This window comes from Bradyrhizobium sp. ERR14 (assembly GCF_014198235.1).
In the GTDB taxonomy this organism is placed as follows: domain Bacteria; phylum Pseudomonadota; class Alphaproteobacteria; order Rhizobiales; family Xanthobacteraceae; genus Bradyrhizobium.
The window spans coordinates 1-15,383 of record NZ_JACIHD010000015.1 but is presented as its reverse complement, the minus strand read 5'-3'; the positions used below and the strand labels follow the sequence as shown (position 1 = coordinate 15,383).

Sequence of the window (15,383 nt, the reverse complement as noted above, 5' to 3'; positions counted from 1 at the left end):
GGTCAGTGGCGGACGACCGCGAGCGGAAGAGGGGCGTTCCGGGCCGTCCTTGTGATGGCGCTCGGCGCTTTCGTTGTTCTTGCCGCCGTCCGCGAAGGTCATGCGCACGGAGCGGTGTCCATGGAGGCTGACCAATGCAAGCTGAAAGTGGACAGCTACTTCATGCATTTTACTGGCTATCAGCCGCAGAGCTCGAGAGCCGAATTTTGTGAGGACATACCGGAGGTCGGGCGAACGATCATTGTTCTCGATTTTGTCGACGAGTCCCTTCGAGACATCCCGGTAAGCGTGAACCTGGCTAGAGATGACGGCGTACAAAGGATGGAAATGACAGACACATCATCCAGCATCCTCTACATTCCACCAAGGAAGTATCCGAACGGAACGATAAAGATCGAGGTCAAATTCGAGAAAGCCGGCAGATACGTCGGCATGGTGGCGATCGAGGGTCGTGGGCAAAGCGTGGCAAACTTTCCATTCGATGTGGGGCGAGGCTGGAGTCTGATACGTCTTCTGGCGTGGTGCCTGGTCATGGTGTCAGGCGCCGTGGGAACGTTTCTGTGGGCACGGCGGCGATACTCGATCGGGAGGGAGCTATCCTCGGCGAACCACAGGCAAAGGCGAGTTGCTTCGATGAAAAGCTTCGTGCTCGTCCTGATGGCCGTGCTGATCGTAATGCCACGCGCGGTACTCGCTCATGCGCATCTCATTCGATCGACGCCGCAAGATGGCAGCGAAATTTCAGCTCCGATCGACCCGATGGTCCTGTACTTCACCGAAGCGCTCGAACAGCGGCTCATCAATGTCGCCCTTTCTCGCGATAATGAATCCGTACCAGGGCTTTCGCAGCCCGTGCTAAGCGGCAACGGGCGAATCGTGAATGTTTCGTTACCTCATCTATCTGCTGGGCTCTATACCGTCAGTTGGAGCGTCGTCTCGATTGATGGGCATCGCACGGAAGGCAAGTTTAAATTTCTCTACCGAGAACCTTGATGGAAGCATTCCTCTCACTTGCGCGAGGGACTGCTTTCGCCTCCACGGCAGCTTTCGGCGGATTCTGCTGGGGTTTGGCACTGTGGCGCGAGGGTCTTGAAAGCGGCACTCGGTCGCGCTTCACGACGATAGCTTCCATCGCTGCGTCCGTAGGACTCGTCCTCGGTCTCTTGTATTTGACGGTTCGGATCGGCGCCGTCCTAGGCAAGCCGGTCTTAGCTGTCAGCTCCAGCGACGTGCTCTTCATCATTTTGGACACGCGGTTCGGGAGAGCTCAGGTCGCGGCGCTTGGGTTTGTGCTAGTCGCAGTTGCGAGCTTGCAACTTCTTCACAAGCCAGGTCTTGCCGCGAGTTTCAGCGGACTATCGCTGCTGGTGGCATTGTTCTCGAGCCACTCGGCGGCTGGCGGCACTATAGCAGACCTCGCGATCAATATGATCCATGTTGCTGCGGCGGCGCTCTGGTTCGGAGGACTGTCAACCCTCGTTGTCGCGATGGCCCGCCACGCAGCGGAGAGGCCCGAAAGTAAATCCAGGCTCCTAAGCGGTTTTTCGACGGTCGCGCTGCCGCTCATGTTGCTCCTGGTCGCAACCGGAGTAGCTCTAGCGATCGAAAACGTGGGGACTTGGCCGGGTTTGGTGGCGACCGAATATGGCTGGCTCCTGACGGGAAAGTTCGCCTGCATCGGCACGGTCCTGTTCTGCGCGACGTTTATCAGACAGAGGCTATTGCCGTTGCTAAAGACCGAAGGGGCAACTCAGCCACTCGCGATGGTCTTGAAGATCGAGCTAACCTTCGCATTTCTGGTCACGCTCCTTGCGGGCTGCCTGTCTCAGGCCATTCCATCGAGGCACGTCGAGATAGTCTGGCCGCTTTCGTTCCGTCTGGATCCAGTCATCGCTTGGGGGACCGTACCGGGAAGTAACGTTCTGGCCATTGGCGGCTGCATCGCTCTGTTAGTTGGGAGTATTGCCGCATTTGAGCTCGGCCGTATGGGAAGATGGCGGTGGGCGACGGTCGCGGCCGTTGCTGGACTTGGCGTCGCAGGGGCTGTCGCACTGCCCGGGTTGTCAGTCCCCGCGTATCCTTCGACCTACTCAAAAGTTCCAGTGCCGTATGACGCGGAAGCGATTACCCAGGGGCAGGACGTATTCGCTGCGAATTGCGTAGCTTGCCACGGCCTGAGGGGTAGAGGAGACGGCCCGTTGGCAAAAGATTTGAAGCCGCCGGCCGCCGATCTCACCGCTCCGCACACGAGAGACCATACGATGGGAGACATGTACTGGTGGGTGAGCCATGGCTTCCCATCCTCGGCGATGCCGGGCTTTGCCGAAAGTCTGTCGGAGTTAGACAGGTGGCGAGTGGTCGAGTACGTGATGGCTCTATCGCTTGGCTATGAAGCAAGAGTTCTTGGTCCCGAAATATCGGCGGGGCAGCCGTGGCTTCACGCGATCGACTTTCCGACGTGCCGCGGCGTTGACCCGAGAGAGAAGTTGAAAGATAGGAGCGATGGGCGCTCAAAACTTGTGTTGATCTTCCGAGATGGCATCCGAACGCAGCGCCTAGATCAGTTGACGCAACACGCGCGCGCCATCGAGCAAGCAGGCGGAATGATCGTCGCGGTGATGCCGTCTCCCTCCGAGGAGTTCCCATCTCCAAGTGAGTCAGGAAATCCCTGCATCGTGTTCGACATAGACCATCGCATTGCCGCTGCGTGGAATCTCTATCGGCGCACAATGGCGAACCCCGGCTTCGATGACAACGATTCGCCCCCAGCGATGATCGAGTTTCTTATCGACAGATTCGGATTCGTGCGCGCACGCTGGCGTTCGGACGAGACGGAGAGATTAGCATCGCATTCGCAACTGGTCGACGCAATTACGCAGCTCCAAGCTGAACCGGAGATCAACAAGAGAGGCGTTCATGACCATTAGCGGTCTGGGCCGCGCTTGCCCTCACTGCTGTCTGGCTCCCGCTGATCGCACTCGCGATCAATGCTCTCGCCGAGCGCAGTCCCCCCGCGAGTTTCAATCGATCATTTGTCGCGGCGACAGGTCTAGTGCCAGCAAGATCGCAGGCCGGGACGAGCCATGATCATAGTAGCGAGCAGATTCTGCGTCGACAAGCAGGCGGTAGCTCTTTTGGGGCGCTGGGAGGGGGGATCGGTGGCGGAAGAACAGCATCTCATCTCGCTGTCCCGCATCAGCCCCCGAGTGATTGTGGCTAACGCTGCCGGCATTCAGCGGAATGATCTTGATCCAGACCAGTTGAGCCCACCTCCAAAAGCGGCAATTGCGGGAAACGTTCGCTGACCACTTTTCCCGCGAACATAAAGTGGTAAGCGCTAAAACGCGGATTACAGAGGGGGCCATGATGCCTTGGAAAGCCACGATGTTGAAGGCGAGTGCAAGGGCGTTGCTGTCGCCGATTGCCGGTGTTGCCGTCCTGGCGTTTTTTAGCAGTACCGCCTTCAGCCATGAGTTGGAGGTCGGAACACTACTGATCCAGCATCCCTGGGTGGCTGCAAAGGGTGCGACCAATACCGCGACGACGGCTTATGTGATCGAAATTCAGAACAGGGGCACAGAGCCAGATCGGTTGCTCGGGGCCTCGCTTTCGGGCGAGAAGGGGATCTTGCAGGAAGCCGATGCAGGCGCACGGCCAGCTAAGTTCGCCACCCATGAGCATGGCTTTCAAATAGGACCTGGTGGTTTCGTTCGTCTTCAACCAGGTGGCGCGCGGATTCTGTTTGAAGGACTTCACGGTGCACTAAAGGAAGGAGAGATGGTCAAAGGGACGTTGGAATTCGAAAAGGCGGGCACCATAGAAATCGAATTCACGATTGAGCCGGCAGCCTTGGCTGAAGAGGATGATACGCCAATCCATCATCACACTCACCACTAAAAGTGCCAGGAGAAGGCGAAGCACGGACGCCGTCTGAGGCAGGTTGTGGGAGATCGAACCATGAGGGCGATGGGCATTTGGGAGCGCCCCAGATATGGAAACATTCACGAGCAAGTAGCCATGCTCTCTAATTGGCAGGACTGAAGGTCATGATGGGGCGTTGGCAAGTCGAACAGGCTGCGTTGTTCTATGAGTTCTCGCTCGAAAGACACATCCCGGCCGACCACCTACTCCGGTCGATCGATAGGTTCGTAGAGCTTGAGGACCTGCGCCGGGAGTTGGCGCCGTTCTACAGCAACATCGGCGGCCTTCGATCGATCCCGAGCTGATGATCAGGATGCTCCTGGTGGGCTATTGCTTCGGCATACGATCGGAGCGGCGCCTCTGCGATGAAGTCCACCTCAATCTGGCGTACCGCTGGTTTTGCCGGCTGGATCTGGAGCGGACTGTCAACGATCACTCGACGTTCTCGAAGAACGGCACGGCCGCTTCCGTCGGAGCGATCTTCTTCCGTCGCGTGTTCGAGACTGTCTTGCGCCACTGCATCCGGGCGCGGCTGGTCGGTGGCGAAGGTTCGCGGTCGACGCGAGCCTGATCAAAGCGGATGCTAATCGGCAGAAGGGCATCGAAGGCAAAAAGGGGCTTCTACCGGAGGCCGCGGGCCGAGCAATCGATGAGTACCTTACCGTTCTTGACGATGCCGCGTTCGGTGCTGCGACAGAGGTCACTCCGAAGTTCGTGTCGCCCTCCGATCCGGCGGCGCGCTGGACGGGAGCGCACGGCGGACAAGCCTACTTTGCGTATTCGACCAACTACTTGGTCGCGTCGAGAACACTATCATTGTCGATGTCGAAGCGACCACGGCAATCCGCCAGGCGGAAGTGTTGGCCGCCAAGCGCATGATCCAACGCTCGCTCAAACGATTCGACCTTTATACGAGCCGGCGTCTCGGCGACAGCGCCTAAGGCTCGGCCGCGATGCTAGGGTGGCTGGTCTACGAACACGGGATCGAGCCGCACGTGACCGTCTTCGACAAGTCGGCACGCAACGACGGGACCTTCTCGCGCGAGGACTTCACCTATGACCATGTCGGGGACCTCTATCGCTGCCCCGATGGCAAAACCCTCACCACCACAGGGACGCCAGTGAACGATGAAGCGACGATCCTCTAGCGTGCAAGGAAGCACGATTGTCAAGCATGCTCTTTGAAAAAGAGGTCTTGCCCCAGCACTCCGGCTCGGAAAGTGGCGCGCTCGATCTACGAGGGCGCTCGCGACATGGCGCGCGAGATCGCAATGGCCCGCCCCGTCACTGAGGTGGGCCGTACCCCGCAATAGAGCTAGAGGGTGGTGACTAGCTCGGCGAGCTTGGCCGCTCCCTTACGGCCAGCGGCCGCGCATGCAGCGTGCATACGCGCTGTCAAAGAGCGTAGACCGCTGAACGGCGCGGACCTATGGGCCGCCAACGTACCAACGCCGGCGCGACGTCCCCCGATTCTGAAAGTCGAACCTTGCCCATGGCGTCGAATAGCGAAGAGAGTAATCCTCGGCATAGGCACGGCAATTTGCCGATGATTGGGCGATGGAGACTGGGATCACCAGCACGGATGACCAAAGCGTCGCTAAACCAGCTGCGACGAGCAGCTTTCGTAACCCAGCTAATAAATCGTCGTGTTTCATTCTAGAGCCGCTTCAATGGTTGGTGGATTCGGCAGCCTTCGAGCTTCGTACCATCTTAAGCGCCGTCTGCAATCGCCGGTAGGGGGGCGGAGGTTTTACGTTCGATGCTCAATTCACTAGCGGCCTCTTTCAGGCCGGGGCCGCTCCGCCGGCTCGACGGACGAGCCAGCAAGAAATAACCAACGAGCCGCAACCGCGCTTCCTCCGGGGCCATCGGGCGACCTGGCCTGAAAGGGCGCAGCAGCCTGCCTCAGCGATCGGGCGGGCTCGCTACTTCGTCAGCTTGTGAACGTCCCCCGGCTGTAGGTTAAGCTGCACATCCGCTGCTGCGCAGCTGTCAATGCGACATCCAACACTTCCGCGGTCCAGCCTTCTGAAACGGCAGCGAGAACCAATGTCAGCGCCTGGCTTGGCTTGGCTAGCGCAACCCAAATTTGCGTTGTTGTGTCGTCCGCCGTCACTTGAACGACGGTAAATGAGCGGCCGAACGACTCTGCCATTTCGTTTCAATGCGGCAACTAGCACACGGGTTTCTAATCCGAGGCGACTCGATCTCGCTTTGCCGGTCTTCCTTCCTGCATATTCTCCAGCGCAGTCGGTGGCTGTAAGCCCGGCGATGTCAGCCATTCATTGATGTGAGCGGCGGTATCGGCCTGGCGGGCTCGTCTCAGATATAGCTCGCGCTGGGTGCCGGGCGGCAATTGCGCTGCAGCCTCCCTGAACCGCGCAGCCTCCTCGGCCAATCTCTCTTCAAATGTTTTCGTATGCTTGGTTCGGTTGCGACGCTTGATCATGCGCTGCACCTTTCCGTCAGAGGAAGGCGGGAGCGCATTGTCGCGTTCTCATCACCGATGTTTGCCACAATACCGCGCGGTGATGGCATTAAACTAACCAGGGTCGTGGTTGGTTTCTAGTTAAGTCATTGATTTAAATTTTGAGAACTACTCAATTGTGCTAACTACTCATTTTACTGGAAACACAACATTACCGCGCCCCCACGGTCCATGCGGTATGTGGTATAATCCCATCGAGCGTTTGATTTGCTCGGTGCGTCGGCTGCGGCCGACGAGGTAAAGCAGAGCTTCTTTTCCAGGGGCACGCTCTCGCCCAATCCAGCAAACGATAACCATCGCGTACAGCCGCGTGGCCTACGCCGTGCGGCTGGTGCCCGCTGTCTGGGCATCAGTCCAACGCATTTCGATGCCCAGCGCAAAGCCAGCAATATTCCCAGCGCCGAAGCAGATGCTCGGCGTGGTGCTGTGGGGCCGCCAGGACCTCGATCGTTTGTTCGACGGTGTTTCAGTCGCGAATGAAAACGACGGCTATTGGGACAAGGCATGCGGCAGCGAAAGCCTAAATTCGTAAACGAGTACGTCGATAGGCACGGCAAGCCCCGCGTCTATCTGCGACGCCCCGGGCGGGGCGCAAATCGCCTTGCCAGCGCCTTTGTACACGCCGGAATTCTGGACGGCCTATCGTGCGGCAATGAGCGCTGACGAGCGGATGCCAGAGGTGCGGCGTGTCAAGGTCGGCAGCATAGCGGCGGCGGTGCGCCCCTATTACGGCTCGACTGAATTCAAGGCTTTGGCTGTGAGCACGCGCGACACCTATAACGGCGTGCTGGACCGCTTTGTTGATAAGCACGGCGAAGGGCCGATTGCTGGCCTTCAGCCAAAACACATCAATAAGCTGGGAGATGGCCGATACGCCATCCGCCGCGAGCAACTTCTGGAAGCGGCTTAAAGGTCTGATGGACTAAGCGGTGTCTGCTGGCCTTCGCAGCGACAAGCGGGTTGTCGTGGCGAGCCTAAAGAGTGCAACACCATCGGCCCGAAAACTGGCTTGTAGCGCTCATCGAGCATGAAGATCACCAAAGGCTCGTTGATATCCAGCCAGACGATGACTTTAGATTGAGTGCCGAAACCAATTCATTCCAGCGGCCTCCGCGAATGCCATGGCATGCGCCAGTGCCAGCCGCAGCGTTCGTCATAATCGAGCAGGCCAGCGGCGACGTTGCAGCCGACGAGCGGCGGCAACTCCACACCGGGGCAATGAGTCGTCAGACCATCGGCGATACCATCGCATCGCACACAGACCTTGAAGCTAAAATCCCGGCTGAAGTAATGACCGGGGAAGCTCACTAAGATTCCCATAGCTCTGCGCAGCCTCCTCGTTGATATAATCGAATTGTGATTGCGTCAGATCGCTGGGATCTGTGAGACCGAGAAGGCACAGATCGTCTTGGAGAGGTCGCAGATCATGACCGCGGACTCCAGGCGCGGGTGCCTAACAGCGTGCGCTAAAAGCCCTTGTATGTCCGTGCGGACATTCCGCGCGGCCGGGTCAGAAAGGAATGTCTCGAAGCGAGCGTCGGGATGAGTAGATGACTCACCGCGAACTCCAAGCTTGCGCTAACGTCGTCTAACGCGCAAACCTAATGCTCGGATACCTGTTTCTTCGCGTTGGTTGTCAGCGATTTTCGTGCATGCCTCGCATGTTTTGTGCGAAAAGTCGCTTCGACCGCAGCTATTGCGCTAGCCGCTCGATCCAAATTGTCGCGCTACAATACAGAGTTGTGTTTTGTCCAACGGAGACAGGCAGGGACTGGCCATCGACCGAACGAAGCAAGTCAATTTAAGGTCGGCCAACGTGGATACGCGCTCGTCGTACCTGCGCTAACGCAACACATGCCAGGCTTTGCCATTGGGACACGATCGACACCAAGGAATCGGATGGGGCCCTATACGCCTCATCGCGTTTCCCGCCCGTCACAGCTGCCGTTAAACAATTATTTCAAAACACGCCAGCGCTCAAGTCGAGGCCATAGGCCGCCGCGATAAGCGAAATAACCAGGCCACTTCCGCAGACCACAAGAAGAGCCTTGAGCATTTCAAAGTGCCTTTAACTGATCGTCCTGAAAGAACGTTCTGCAAGAGCCGAAAAGGAATGTCGAGCACCTCTATTTCATAGAGTCCGGTCTCGTCTCCCTAAGGGTTGTCGCGGCGGGAAGCCGCCGCTATACGAGCGCGCCCCTGATCGTTTCGGCGTCCTTCTCGCTGACCCCTTGACCGCGAACAACGTCGTACCACGAGGCGCGCACCTGTTCGGTCACACTCAGATGACACAACACCAAGGATTTGTCGTCAATGCCTTACGTGTATCAAAGAGTGCGGTGTGTACCAATACAACCTGTGCGTTGACATGCAACGACGAGGCTGCCTAGTGTCGAGGTGAGTCTTAGGAGACCTCGTGCGACAGGCTTTGCTCATGAGCGTGCTCAATTGCCGTGTTGCTGCAATCCACTTACAGCAACGATCAAGGCCGGGCATTCGAGAACTTCTACCAACTTATCGAGGATAGGCGCATTATCCTTGGGACTGGGCTGAAGGTATTCTTCCAATATAAGTTGCGCTTCGCTAACCGCTTGCAGGGCTAATTGCTAGTCATGGCTGCTTACTCATCAATTAGATGCGCTGAAGATGTCAGCGAAAGGAGCGATCAAGTCAGTTTTGGGGAATACCCCCGCTCTTTTTTCACTGTTTGTTTCAAATTGGCTAGGGCAGGTGTCATGGCACAGCCTCAACCGATGTGCGCAGACAGCCGCGCGAAGGCGTGTCGCGAGCGGAGGGATCGCGATGACAGAGCATTTTTAGGCCACCGCTCGATTTCCTTATCCGCTCAACGCATCACGATCTCGAGCGCATCAGCGGCGCTTTGCCTCTTCCAATGGTGCGCGCGTCCACACATCCCGCTTTCCATGAATGGTTAGGGCGCCCGGCGTCGCCCCGGCCTCGGCTCGGTCACTGGCTTCGGCTTCCCATGGTTCAGCCCTCGCATGATACGGATCCTGGCGAACATCGTGGCGCCGCTGAGTTCGACCGCCAGGAGCAGCGTTTACATAGCGGCTCGCAATTCCGTTCGATCGTGCTCCTTTTTCGGTAGCCGCCGGTAGCGCGCTATTTCGCGAGTGTGAAGGTACTTGGCGGCGAGTTGATCATTGAATGCCGGCCTGAACTTGTCCCGCTGATCGAAAATATGAACATGGCCGACCAGACGTGGCGCGGGGCCTGCCGCTACCTCCCGCTAACTTACATTGCTACATTTGCACCTTGCCTAGACTTTTCAATCGTGACTTCAGTTCAATTCCAACATGCCGTACCTGGCTGCGCCACGATCCCGGGCCGACCGTTCTCGCTGTAGAGTGGCGCGACCTCGCAGTCGATCCAGTCCCAATCGACCTTGCCGGCGAGCTGAACCAGCTCGTGCTTCATGTTGATGATCTGATCCAGTCGCGCTCGGAACAGATCGTTCGATCCCGGCGACTTGTGCTTCTTCGGACGCATCGCTCCCTCCGGTGCACCACAGAATCATGGTCCACGGCGAAAGGGAATCCACAAACAAAATTGCAGGGTTTGACTGCCTCTATCCCCCAATCCCTGCAATCTCAAGCCGTCTCGAATCCGAAAAAATTGACTCTCGCTCAATCGCTTAGACCCTTGTTCACGGACGACTATTTCGCCGTCGCGGCGGTGCTCTTTTGGGGCGCTCTCTAGTGGCTTTTCTACTCTCTTTGGAAGTTGCCGTTCTAATCGTCGCGCTGCCTGGTCTCACCCAATTTCATTCCGAATCGGCGCTCTCGCAATATTTCGGGGTACTTTCAGTCTTGCCTCGGCCCGAAGTCGCTCGCCAGGAATTGCTCGTGGGTCCATTGCTTCAGCGCATCGTCGTTGAGTACCGAGTTGACCAAGGCATTCCAATTCTCACCTGCCTCTCTCCATTTCGTTTTTCGGTCCGGAAGGTTACGCAGCAACCGAAATGCGCTCGTTGCGAACTTGCTTGCCTCTTTCCCTTCAGCAGCCTCGCGGATCACGTCTTTGAACAATTGTTCGGGAAAGGTCCACCCGGCGGCTGTGAAGCGGTCGGCAAACATGTATTCGAACGAGGCGCGAAACATGACCGCGGCTAGCGCATCTTCATATTCCGTGCCTGCGCCGCGCAGGTCGAACCATTGCAGCAGTCTTCGAACGGCTGCAGCAGGCGATAGCTGGCAGTCTCCGAGCGTGAGAGATACGAACATATACGCGATGTCTGATTGAAGTTCGTCGTCCAGGGACACGTACCAATGTTTGATTGCTTCGATAGGAGTCATGTGACAATTGCTATGAAAACGCGAGAATACAGGATGCGCCCCCGCTCAGGTGCGCTTGATCACGCAGCGCCATGGCTCTCAACCAGCCGGCTGCCGGCAGGGGCAGTTGTCCAGGAATCCCTGCTTCTCTGCTGTAAGACATCGACGATGGTGCTCGCCGCAATTCGATGGCAGGTCGTGGTTGGCTGCAAAATAATGCGTTCTTAACGGAAGAGAAGTATCAAGCATGTAGGGTGCTGCCTCGTGCAAAATGAATCATCTCGGTCAGTTGTCCTCACATTGGACGGTGAAATCATTCTTTTTAGTCCAAACTGCGCAACCGAGAACGACGCCACGAGCTGTCGAGTATAGCCCATAAGCCCTGGGGCGGCGCTCGTAGAATACCCGCCTCCGAGCAAAGGACTGGCCGAATGCCGCAGAGTTATCGGTTATCATCGTCTCACGGTACAAGACGCAGAAATGATTGCTAGAGTCGACGTAAATCGCTGCGTTGGAGTTCTGTCGGCGCATGGCTCCTTCAGCATGCGCACAGCCATATTTACCGAATTTGGTCACTCGGCTCCTGCTCGAGCTGTTCAGAGCGGCAGAGGAAATCCAAACTCCCGATCCAGGATTGGGGTTGTGCTCGCTGTGATCGCGCGGCGAGTAGGTCCGTGGTCCCAAGTTGTTGACCCGCTAGGCGTCCCGCAGCTGCTGCTCTCTTGAAGGTTCTTGCATCTTTAACGCGGCGTGCAGGCGCGCCTTTTCCAGCCGTTGTCTGACTCCGCTAAGGCAACTAGCCAGCTTTGCAAAGTCCGTAACATCGAGATAACCAGAAACAAACTCATCGAGTTCTTCCTGGTGCGCCGCGATGCTCGCAAGTCGTCTGCGAGCGCTGTCGGTTAGCGACAGGTTGACGATTCGTGCATCGTTCGCGCAGCGCTTACGTCGCACAAATCGCTTATCCTCAAGCTGTTTCGAATGCTTGGTAATGAAGGCCGACTCAACCTTCATCAACTTTGCAACCACGTTGACCGGAACACCGTCGCCCTGTTCCAAGTCGATCAACGCCATCAAGATCATCATTTGTGGTGCAGCAAGGCCCAGCGCATGCGCCTGGAAATAGCGAAGGTCGTCCAGACACACATTAATGGCTCTGATCTCCCACGTGAATCGCCTGAGTACATCCTGACTCGCGGCAGGGCTTTTCCCGAGCCGTCTTTTCGTTCCTGGCAGCTTGGACGGCATGAGATTTCAGGGAGCCTCCATCCTCAAACTATTCCGGGCGAGAGAGCGCAGTTGGCGGGGACTACACAAGCGCCTACTTCGAAGCGTCGAATCTCGGGTCAACAAGCAATCCCACCAACTCGCTTCCGTGCCAACCTTCTTTGCAGACAGTCCGGTGCCGAAGCTGCTTAGGTGCAAAGCACCTTCACACACGCGCCCTGGTGAAATCACTCAAAATACAACTTTCATATGCAGAATCCTGCTTCGCGAAGCGCTTTTGCACGCGATTACAGCGTCTAACGTCCTGAACGTCGCGAGTCCGCTCAAAAAGCGACACTGCTCCGCCGCGTGATTGGACGGCGAGAACTTTTAGGTTCGAGAGCTGCTCACTGAATCACTAGAACAACGCGTATGCCGCAGGATCAACCTGTCGGAGCCGGCTCCAGGCTTCGAAAGCAGGAGCTGGAGATCGGCAATAGCTCCTTATTCCACGATAAGTCACACCCTGGATCGAAAGACAAATAATCACAAGTTAGTTCTTCACCAGGTTGTACGTCACGGGCTGTGAAAATTCTGCAATGATCGTCTTGATATGTGTTTGGATGGCTGCTGTGGTTCATGAAGCGAGCGTTGTCAGCATTATACTCTACGACGCCGTCATTAACCTTGTGGTCTCTCGGATAGGCATGCTTATCAAGTAGAGCTTGAAATGTTGGAGCTAGAGCTTCGTATTGTTCGCGCGTCACCGCAATGTCAACGATAGGGTTGTGAATCCAAAGTAGCGCGCCTTTAGGCAAACGAGTCGCAGAGAAAAGTCCAATACCGCCAAACTGGTCTGGCTTCAAAATTGTCTCAACAATCAACATCGAAGAAATCTCCCAAAGTCACTAACACCGAGCAAGCTAACTGACGTGAGCTGCGAAATCTCCTGCACGAATTGGTAGGTCGTCTATCCGCGCCTTCATCACAATTTGGTGTTCCTCGGGATTGGTTTCAGCTGCATGCTCCGGATCGCCTTCCGCGGCACCGCCATCGTAGTGATGCTGGAAGGGGCTGCAGGTCGGAGGGATTCCGGGCAAAGATCCGCGCCGATCAAGGAGGCGAGTGATCGTGACCTGTGGACTCTCACCGCGGCGGTATGCCAGACTTTCTCGCGACCCTGCAAGCCGCCGACAAGGCCTTCATCAAGGCCTTCAAGAGCAGGGGCCGATTGCGTCAATGCCCATTCGTTCCTGCGCCTTGCCAGAAAGAAAGTGGAGACATGGGCAGACATTATAGCGACGAGCGGCCCCTGAGGGGGCGGCAGTCGCCTTCGATTTTACTGCACTATCACCTCGCCGCAACCAGCCCGCAACGTGATCGCGCTCTTCACAAACAAGAAGGGGCCACGGCTGGGCGGCTCAACAAGGAGCCGCTAAGCGATGGCGCCCGCAAGTTCGTTGGGGCCGGCAGCGCTTATCCGCACCGCCCTGGACCCCACTAAACTCGCAAGAGTCGCTGAAGCAAGCTATCGTCCATCAACATGTCCGCTACCTGAGCTACCCTCACGTAGCGACTGTCCCTGGTGTCTAGTTCTGTGGGTGATGGATGAGCCGAACGTCATTGGGCCCTCCCGGGCCTAAGAGGGCGGTGTAACGCTCGCCGCGAATGTCGTATTGCTTCATCGGCTGCGCTGCGTCCGGCAAGAGGCCCCAGTGGCCGAGCTTTGAGATCATCGTGATTGGGGCGGGTTGGGTCCCGTGCGAAAAGGCCTCAGGAACGGCGAATGATGCAGCGTAAATCTCGCGGGCCGCGGGCGGCGTCGTCTCAGCTCTCGCGGACGCGGGAGCTGCTTGCTCCATCGTCTGTGCAAGCAGTGTTGGCGTGGGCCGATTCGCCGGCTGTGCGCTCGGCTGCGAAACGCTTTCCGTTGGAGATCCGAAATGAATGGGTGCGCCTGACAGATTGAGTGGAGATCTGCCCCTCATCGCCGCCGCGGGCACGAACAGCGCCGTGAAGCGGTCATTATGAACTATGAACGGAGCGGGTGGGGTGTCCTGGCTCAGGGGGACGCTGCTACCCTCATGCGCGCCTGACGTGCGCTGGTCGTCCTGCGACGAGTTGAAGGAACGAACGGCCGCTCCTGAATCCACGGCGTGGTCATGAGGGGCGGCTGGCTCGAGAGACGACGATAAGCCGGCGTTTCCCAGCATCGCCCACAGCAGATCCTGATCGTAGCCTTCCGCAGGAAGGATCAAGGGACCGCTGGCCCGAAAGGGTAGGCCGATGTCTTGAATCAGCTCGCGAGCGGCTGAATTGCTAGGCTCGCTGGGCTGGCGCTCAATGGCATCGCCTTCCGTCTGGCTTAGTGTCCTCTGCCTCTTCGCAGGCCTCAACTGGCCGGTGTAGTCCTCACCCATCGGGGCAGCGGCGACATCGCGTCCGGTGACTGCGTGTTCGGGATGAGAACCGTCGGCCCTCTGGTGCTCAAGTCCCAAGGCCTTGGCGAGTCTGAGGCCTTCCTCAGACAGATGTGGATAGTTGGGATCAGGAAAAACAGGACCCTTTGCGACCGCAGAGGTACCAGCTTGCGGCACTTCATCCAAGTACGGCTCAAAATCCGCTTGCTGCTGTTCCTCTTGCGGGACCGTGGCGTTGTAAGCAGCGAACTCTGGGTCGAATGGGTTGATGCTGTTAAATGGGTCCATGTCCGCCCTCGGTTCGAGTGTGTCGCTCTCGCTCTATTAGGATCAGCTGTCGACAAGCTGACGCACTCAGAGAATTCGGTGAGCTAAATGGGCCTGCCCATCGCCACACTTTGCGCTAAAAACGCGCAAGATGCCGGATTGCGCTTCAAGTGGCACGCCTTGCGGCATTTCAATTTCCTGCTGGATCGAGGTCGACCTGAACTAAAAACAGTTCAGACCTTTTGCCGGCTATAGCAGTCTTTAGGTCAAGGACCGCTACGGCCATGTGTTCAAATCGGACGACCACAATACTCGCTGGATATGATCACGGCATCGAGGTACTGGCCTACGACTACGTTGAGGCCTTCGCGGAAACCTCACGGCTTTCGCCGAGCGAACGCCCGCGCGATCTCTACGATGCCCCGAATCTTTGTCGAAACGCCGGTCGAGTGGACAGAGTGTTGTTTCGATCGAGCGGCCTCCCCCTTTAGGGCGCCATAAAGTAATTTCAGGCTGATCGCCTTCCTCTTCGGGCCCATGCCTATTGTGAGGCAGCGACTTATGGTGGCCGCCTCACGACGTTACGTTACGGAAGCGATCGAATTAGAGGCTTTCACCCGTTCTGTCGACGTAAGATAATCTGGAGTTCGGCCCGCGCTTTCGCAACTGCAAGCGCGTCGAGATCAGATATTGAACCTCCTCCGAACTGATGGACACCTGTAGTAGGCTCGAAGAGCCAGGAGGTGTCGGATGGAAGGACGTCAACGTCGGTCATTTACGGACGAC

General features: G+C 57.3%; 12 protein-coding genes and 2 pseudogenes. 6 read left to right on the top strand and 8 right to left on the bottom strand.

Annotation, left to right across the window (positions count from 1 at the left end):
• Positions 1–54 precede the first annotated feature (54 nt).
• The 4 genes and pseudogenes from GGD62_RS29845 to GGD62_RS29830 form a co-directional block, all read left to right on the top strand.
• Positions 55–993 carry a copper resistance protein CopC gene (locus GGD62_RS29845; RefSeq protein ID WP_210317980.1) on the top strand — a complete coding sequence of 313 codons (939 nt, stop codon included), beginning with the start codon at positions 55–57 and terminating at the stop codon, positions 991–993.
• Positions 993–2,927, top strand: coding sequence for a CopD family protein (locus GGD62_RS29840; protein WP_183711711.1), 1,935 nt, complete (start codon positions 993–995; stop codon positions 2,925–2,927). The genes GGD62_RS29845 and GGD62_RS29840 overlap by 1 nt, the downstream gene beginning before the upstream one ends.
• 457 nt (positions 2,928–3,384) lie before the next feature.
• Complete coding sequence (locus GGD62_RS29835; RefSeq protein ID WP_183711710.1) at positions 3,385–3,897, top strand: copper chaperone PCu(A)C; 513 nt, start codon at positions 3,385–3,387, stop codon at positions 3,895–3,897.
• 149 nt (positions 3,898–4,046) lie between these two features.
• Positions 4,047–5,195: pseudogene (locus GGD62_RS29830) on the top strand (transposase); the annotation flags it as partial.
• Between the two features lie 659 nt (positions 5,196–5,854).
• On the opposite strand, the gene GGD62_RS29825 reads toward GGD62_RS29830, so the two are convergent.
• Positions 5,855–6,076 (bottom strand): hypothetical protein, encoded by a 222-nt coding sequence (locus GGD62_RS29825; protein WP_246800342.1) that lies wholly within the window; start codon positions 6,074–6,076, stop codon positions 5,855–5,857.
• Between the two features lie 33 nt (positions 6,077–6,109).
• The gene (locus tag GGD62_RS29820; RefSeq protein ID WP_183711709.1) at positions 6,110–6,370 is read right to left on the bottom strand and encodes a hypothetical protein; all 261 of its coding nucleotides are present in this window, start codon (positions 6,368–6,370) and stop codon (positions 6,110–6,112) included.
• A gap of 349 nt (positions 6,371–6,719) precedes the next feature.
• Here GGD62_RS29820 and GGD62_RS29815 point away from each other — a divergent pair, with 349 nt between their 5' ends.
• On the top strand, positions 6,720–6,941 hold the full coding sequence (locus tag GGD62_RS29815) for a hypothetical protein (protein WP_183711708.1): 222 nt from the start codon (positions 6,720–6,722) through the stop codon (positions 6,939–6,941).
• A gap of 120 nt (positions 6,942–7,061) precedes the next feature.
• Positions 7,062–7,319, top strand: coding sequence for a hypothetical protein (locus GGD62_RS29810; protein WP_183711706.1), 258 nt, complete (start codon positions 7,062–7,064; stop codon positions 7,317–7,319).
• A 185-nt stretch (positions 7,320–7,504) separates the two neighbouring features.
• On the opposite strand, the gene GGD62_RS29805 is transcribed toward GGD62_RS29810, so the two are convergent.
• The 6 genes and pseudogenes from GGD62_RS29805 to GGD62_RS29780 all read right to left on the bottom strand — a co-directional run bounded on the left by GGD62_RS29805 (position 7,505) and on the right by GGD62_RS29780 (position 14,618).
• On the bottom strand, positions 7,505–7,717 hold the full coding sequence (locus tag GGD62_RS29805) for a hypothetical protein (protein ID WP_183257874.1): 213 nt from the start codon (positions 7,715–7,717) through the stop codon (positions 7,505–7,507).
• 2,031 nt (positions 7,718–9,748) lie between these two features.
• A pseudogene (locus GGD62_RS29800) lies at positions 9,749–9,919 on the bottom strand (IS5/IS1182 family transposase); the annotation flags it as partial.
• A 314-nt stretch (positions 9,920–10,233) separates the two neighbouring features.
• Positions 10,234–10,725, bottom strand: coding sequence for a hypothetical protein (locus GGD62_RS29795; protein ID WP_183711704.1), 492 nt, complete (start codon positions 10,723–10,725; stop codon positions 10,234–10,236).
• A gap of 675 nt (positions 10,726–11,400) precedes the next feature.
• Positions 11,401–11,952 carry a transcriptional regulator, SarA/Rot family gene (locus tag GGD62_RS29790; protein WP_183711701.1) on the bottom strand — a complete coding sequence of 184 codons (552 nt, stop codon included), beginning with the start codon at positions 11,950–11,952 and terminating at the stop codon, positions 11,401–11,403.
• Positions 11,953–12,353: 401 nt separating this feature from the next.
• Positions 12,354–12,797 carry an SET domain-containing protein gene (locus GGD62_RS29785; RefSeq protein ID WP_183247681.1) on the bottom strand — a complete coding sequence of 148 codons (444 nt, stop codon included), beginning with the start codon at positions 12,795–12,797 and terminating at the stop codon, positions 12,354–12,356.
• 702 nt (positions 12,798–13,499) lie between these two features.
• Positions 13,500–14,618, bottom strand: a complete 1,119-nt coding sequence (locus GGD62_RS29780) for a hypothetical protein (protein ID WP_183711700.1) — start codon at positions 14,616–14,618, stop codon at positions 13,500–13,502.
• Positions 14,619–15,383 lie beyond the last annotated feature (765 nt).

Excerpts from the sequence above, each read along its gene's own strand:
- GGD62_RS29845 (WP_210317980.1), top strand. The coding sequence starts at position 55 with ATGGCGCTCGGCGCTTTCGTTGTTCTTGCCGCCGTCCGCGAAGGTCAT.
- GGD62_RS29840 (WP_183711711.1), top strand. The coding sequence starts at position 993 with ATGGAAGCATTCCTCTCACTTGCGCGAGGGACTGCTTTCGCCTCCACG.
- GGD62_RS29835 (WP_183711710.1), top strand. The coding sequence starts at position 3,385 with ATGTTGAAGGCGAGTGCAAGGGCGTTGCTGTCGCCGATTGCCGGTGTT.
- GGD62_RS29825 (WP_246800342.1), bottom strand. The coding sequence starts at position 6,076 with ATGGCAGAGTCGTTCGGCCGCTCATTTACCGTCGTTCAAGTGACGGCG.
- GGD62_RS29820 (WP_183711709.1), bottom strand. The coding sequence starts at position 6,370 with ATGATCAAGCGTCGCAACCGAACCAAGCATACGAAAACATTTGAAGAG.
- GGD62_RS29810 (WP_183711706.1), top strand. The coding sequence starts at position 7,062 with ATGAGCGCTGACGAGCGGATGCCAGAGGTGCGGCGTGTCAAGGTCGGC.
- GGD62_RS29795 (WP_183711704.1), bottom strand. The coding sequence starts at position 10,725 with ATGACTCCTATCGAAGCAATCAAACATTGGTACGTGTCCCTGGACGAC.
- GGD62_RS29790 (WP_183711701.1), bottom strand. The coding sequence starts at position 11,952 with ATGCCGTCCAAGCTGCCAGGAACGAAAAGACGGCTCGGGAAAAGCCCT.
- GGD62_RS29785 (WP_183247681.1), bottom strand. The coding sequence starts at position 12,797 with ATGTTGATTGTTGAGACAATTTTGAAGCCAGACCAGTTTGGCGGTATT.
- GGD62_RS29780 (WP_183711700.1), bottom strand. The coding sequence starts at position 14,618 with ATGGACCCATTTAACAGCATCAACCCATTCGACCCAGAGTTCGCTGCT.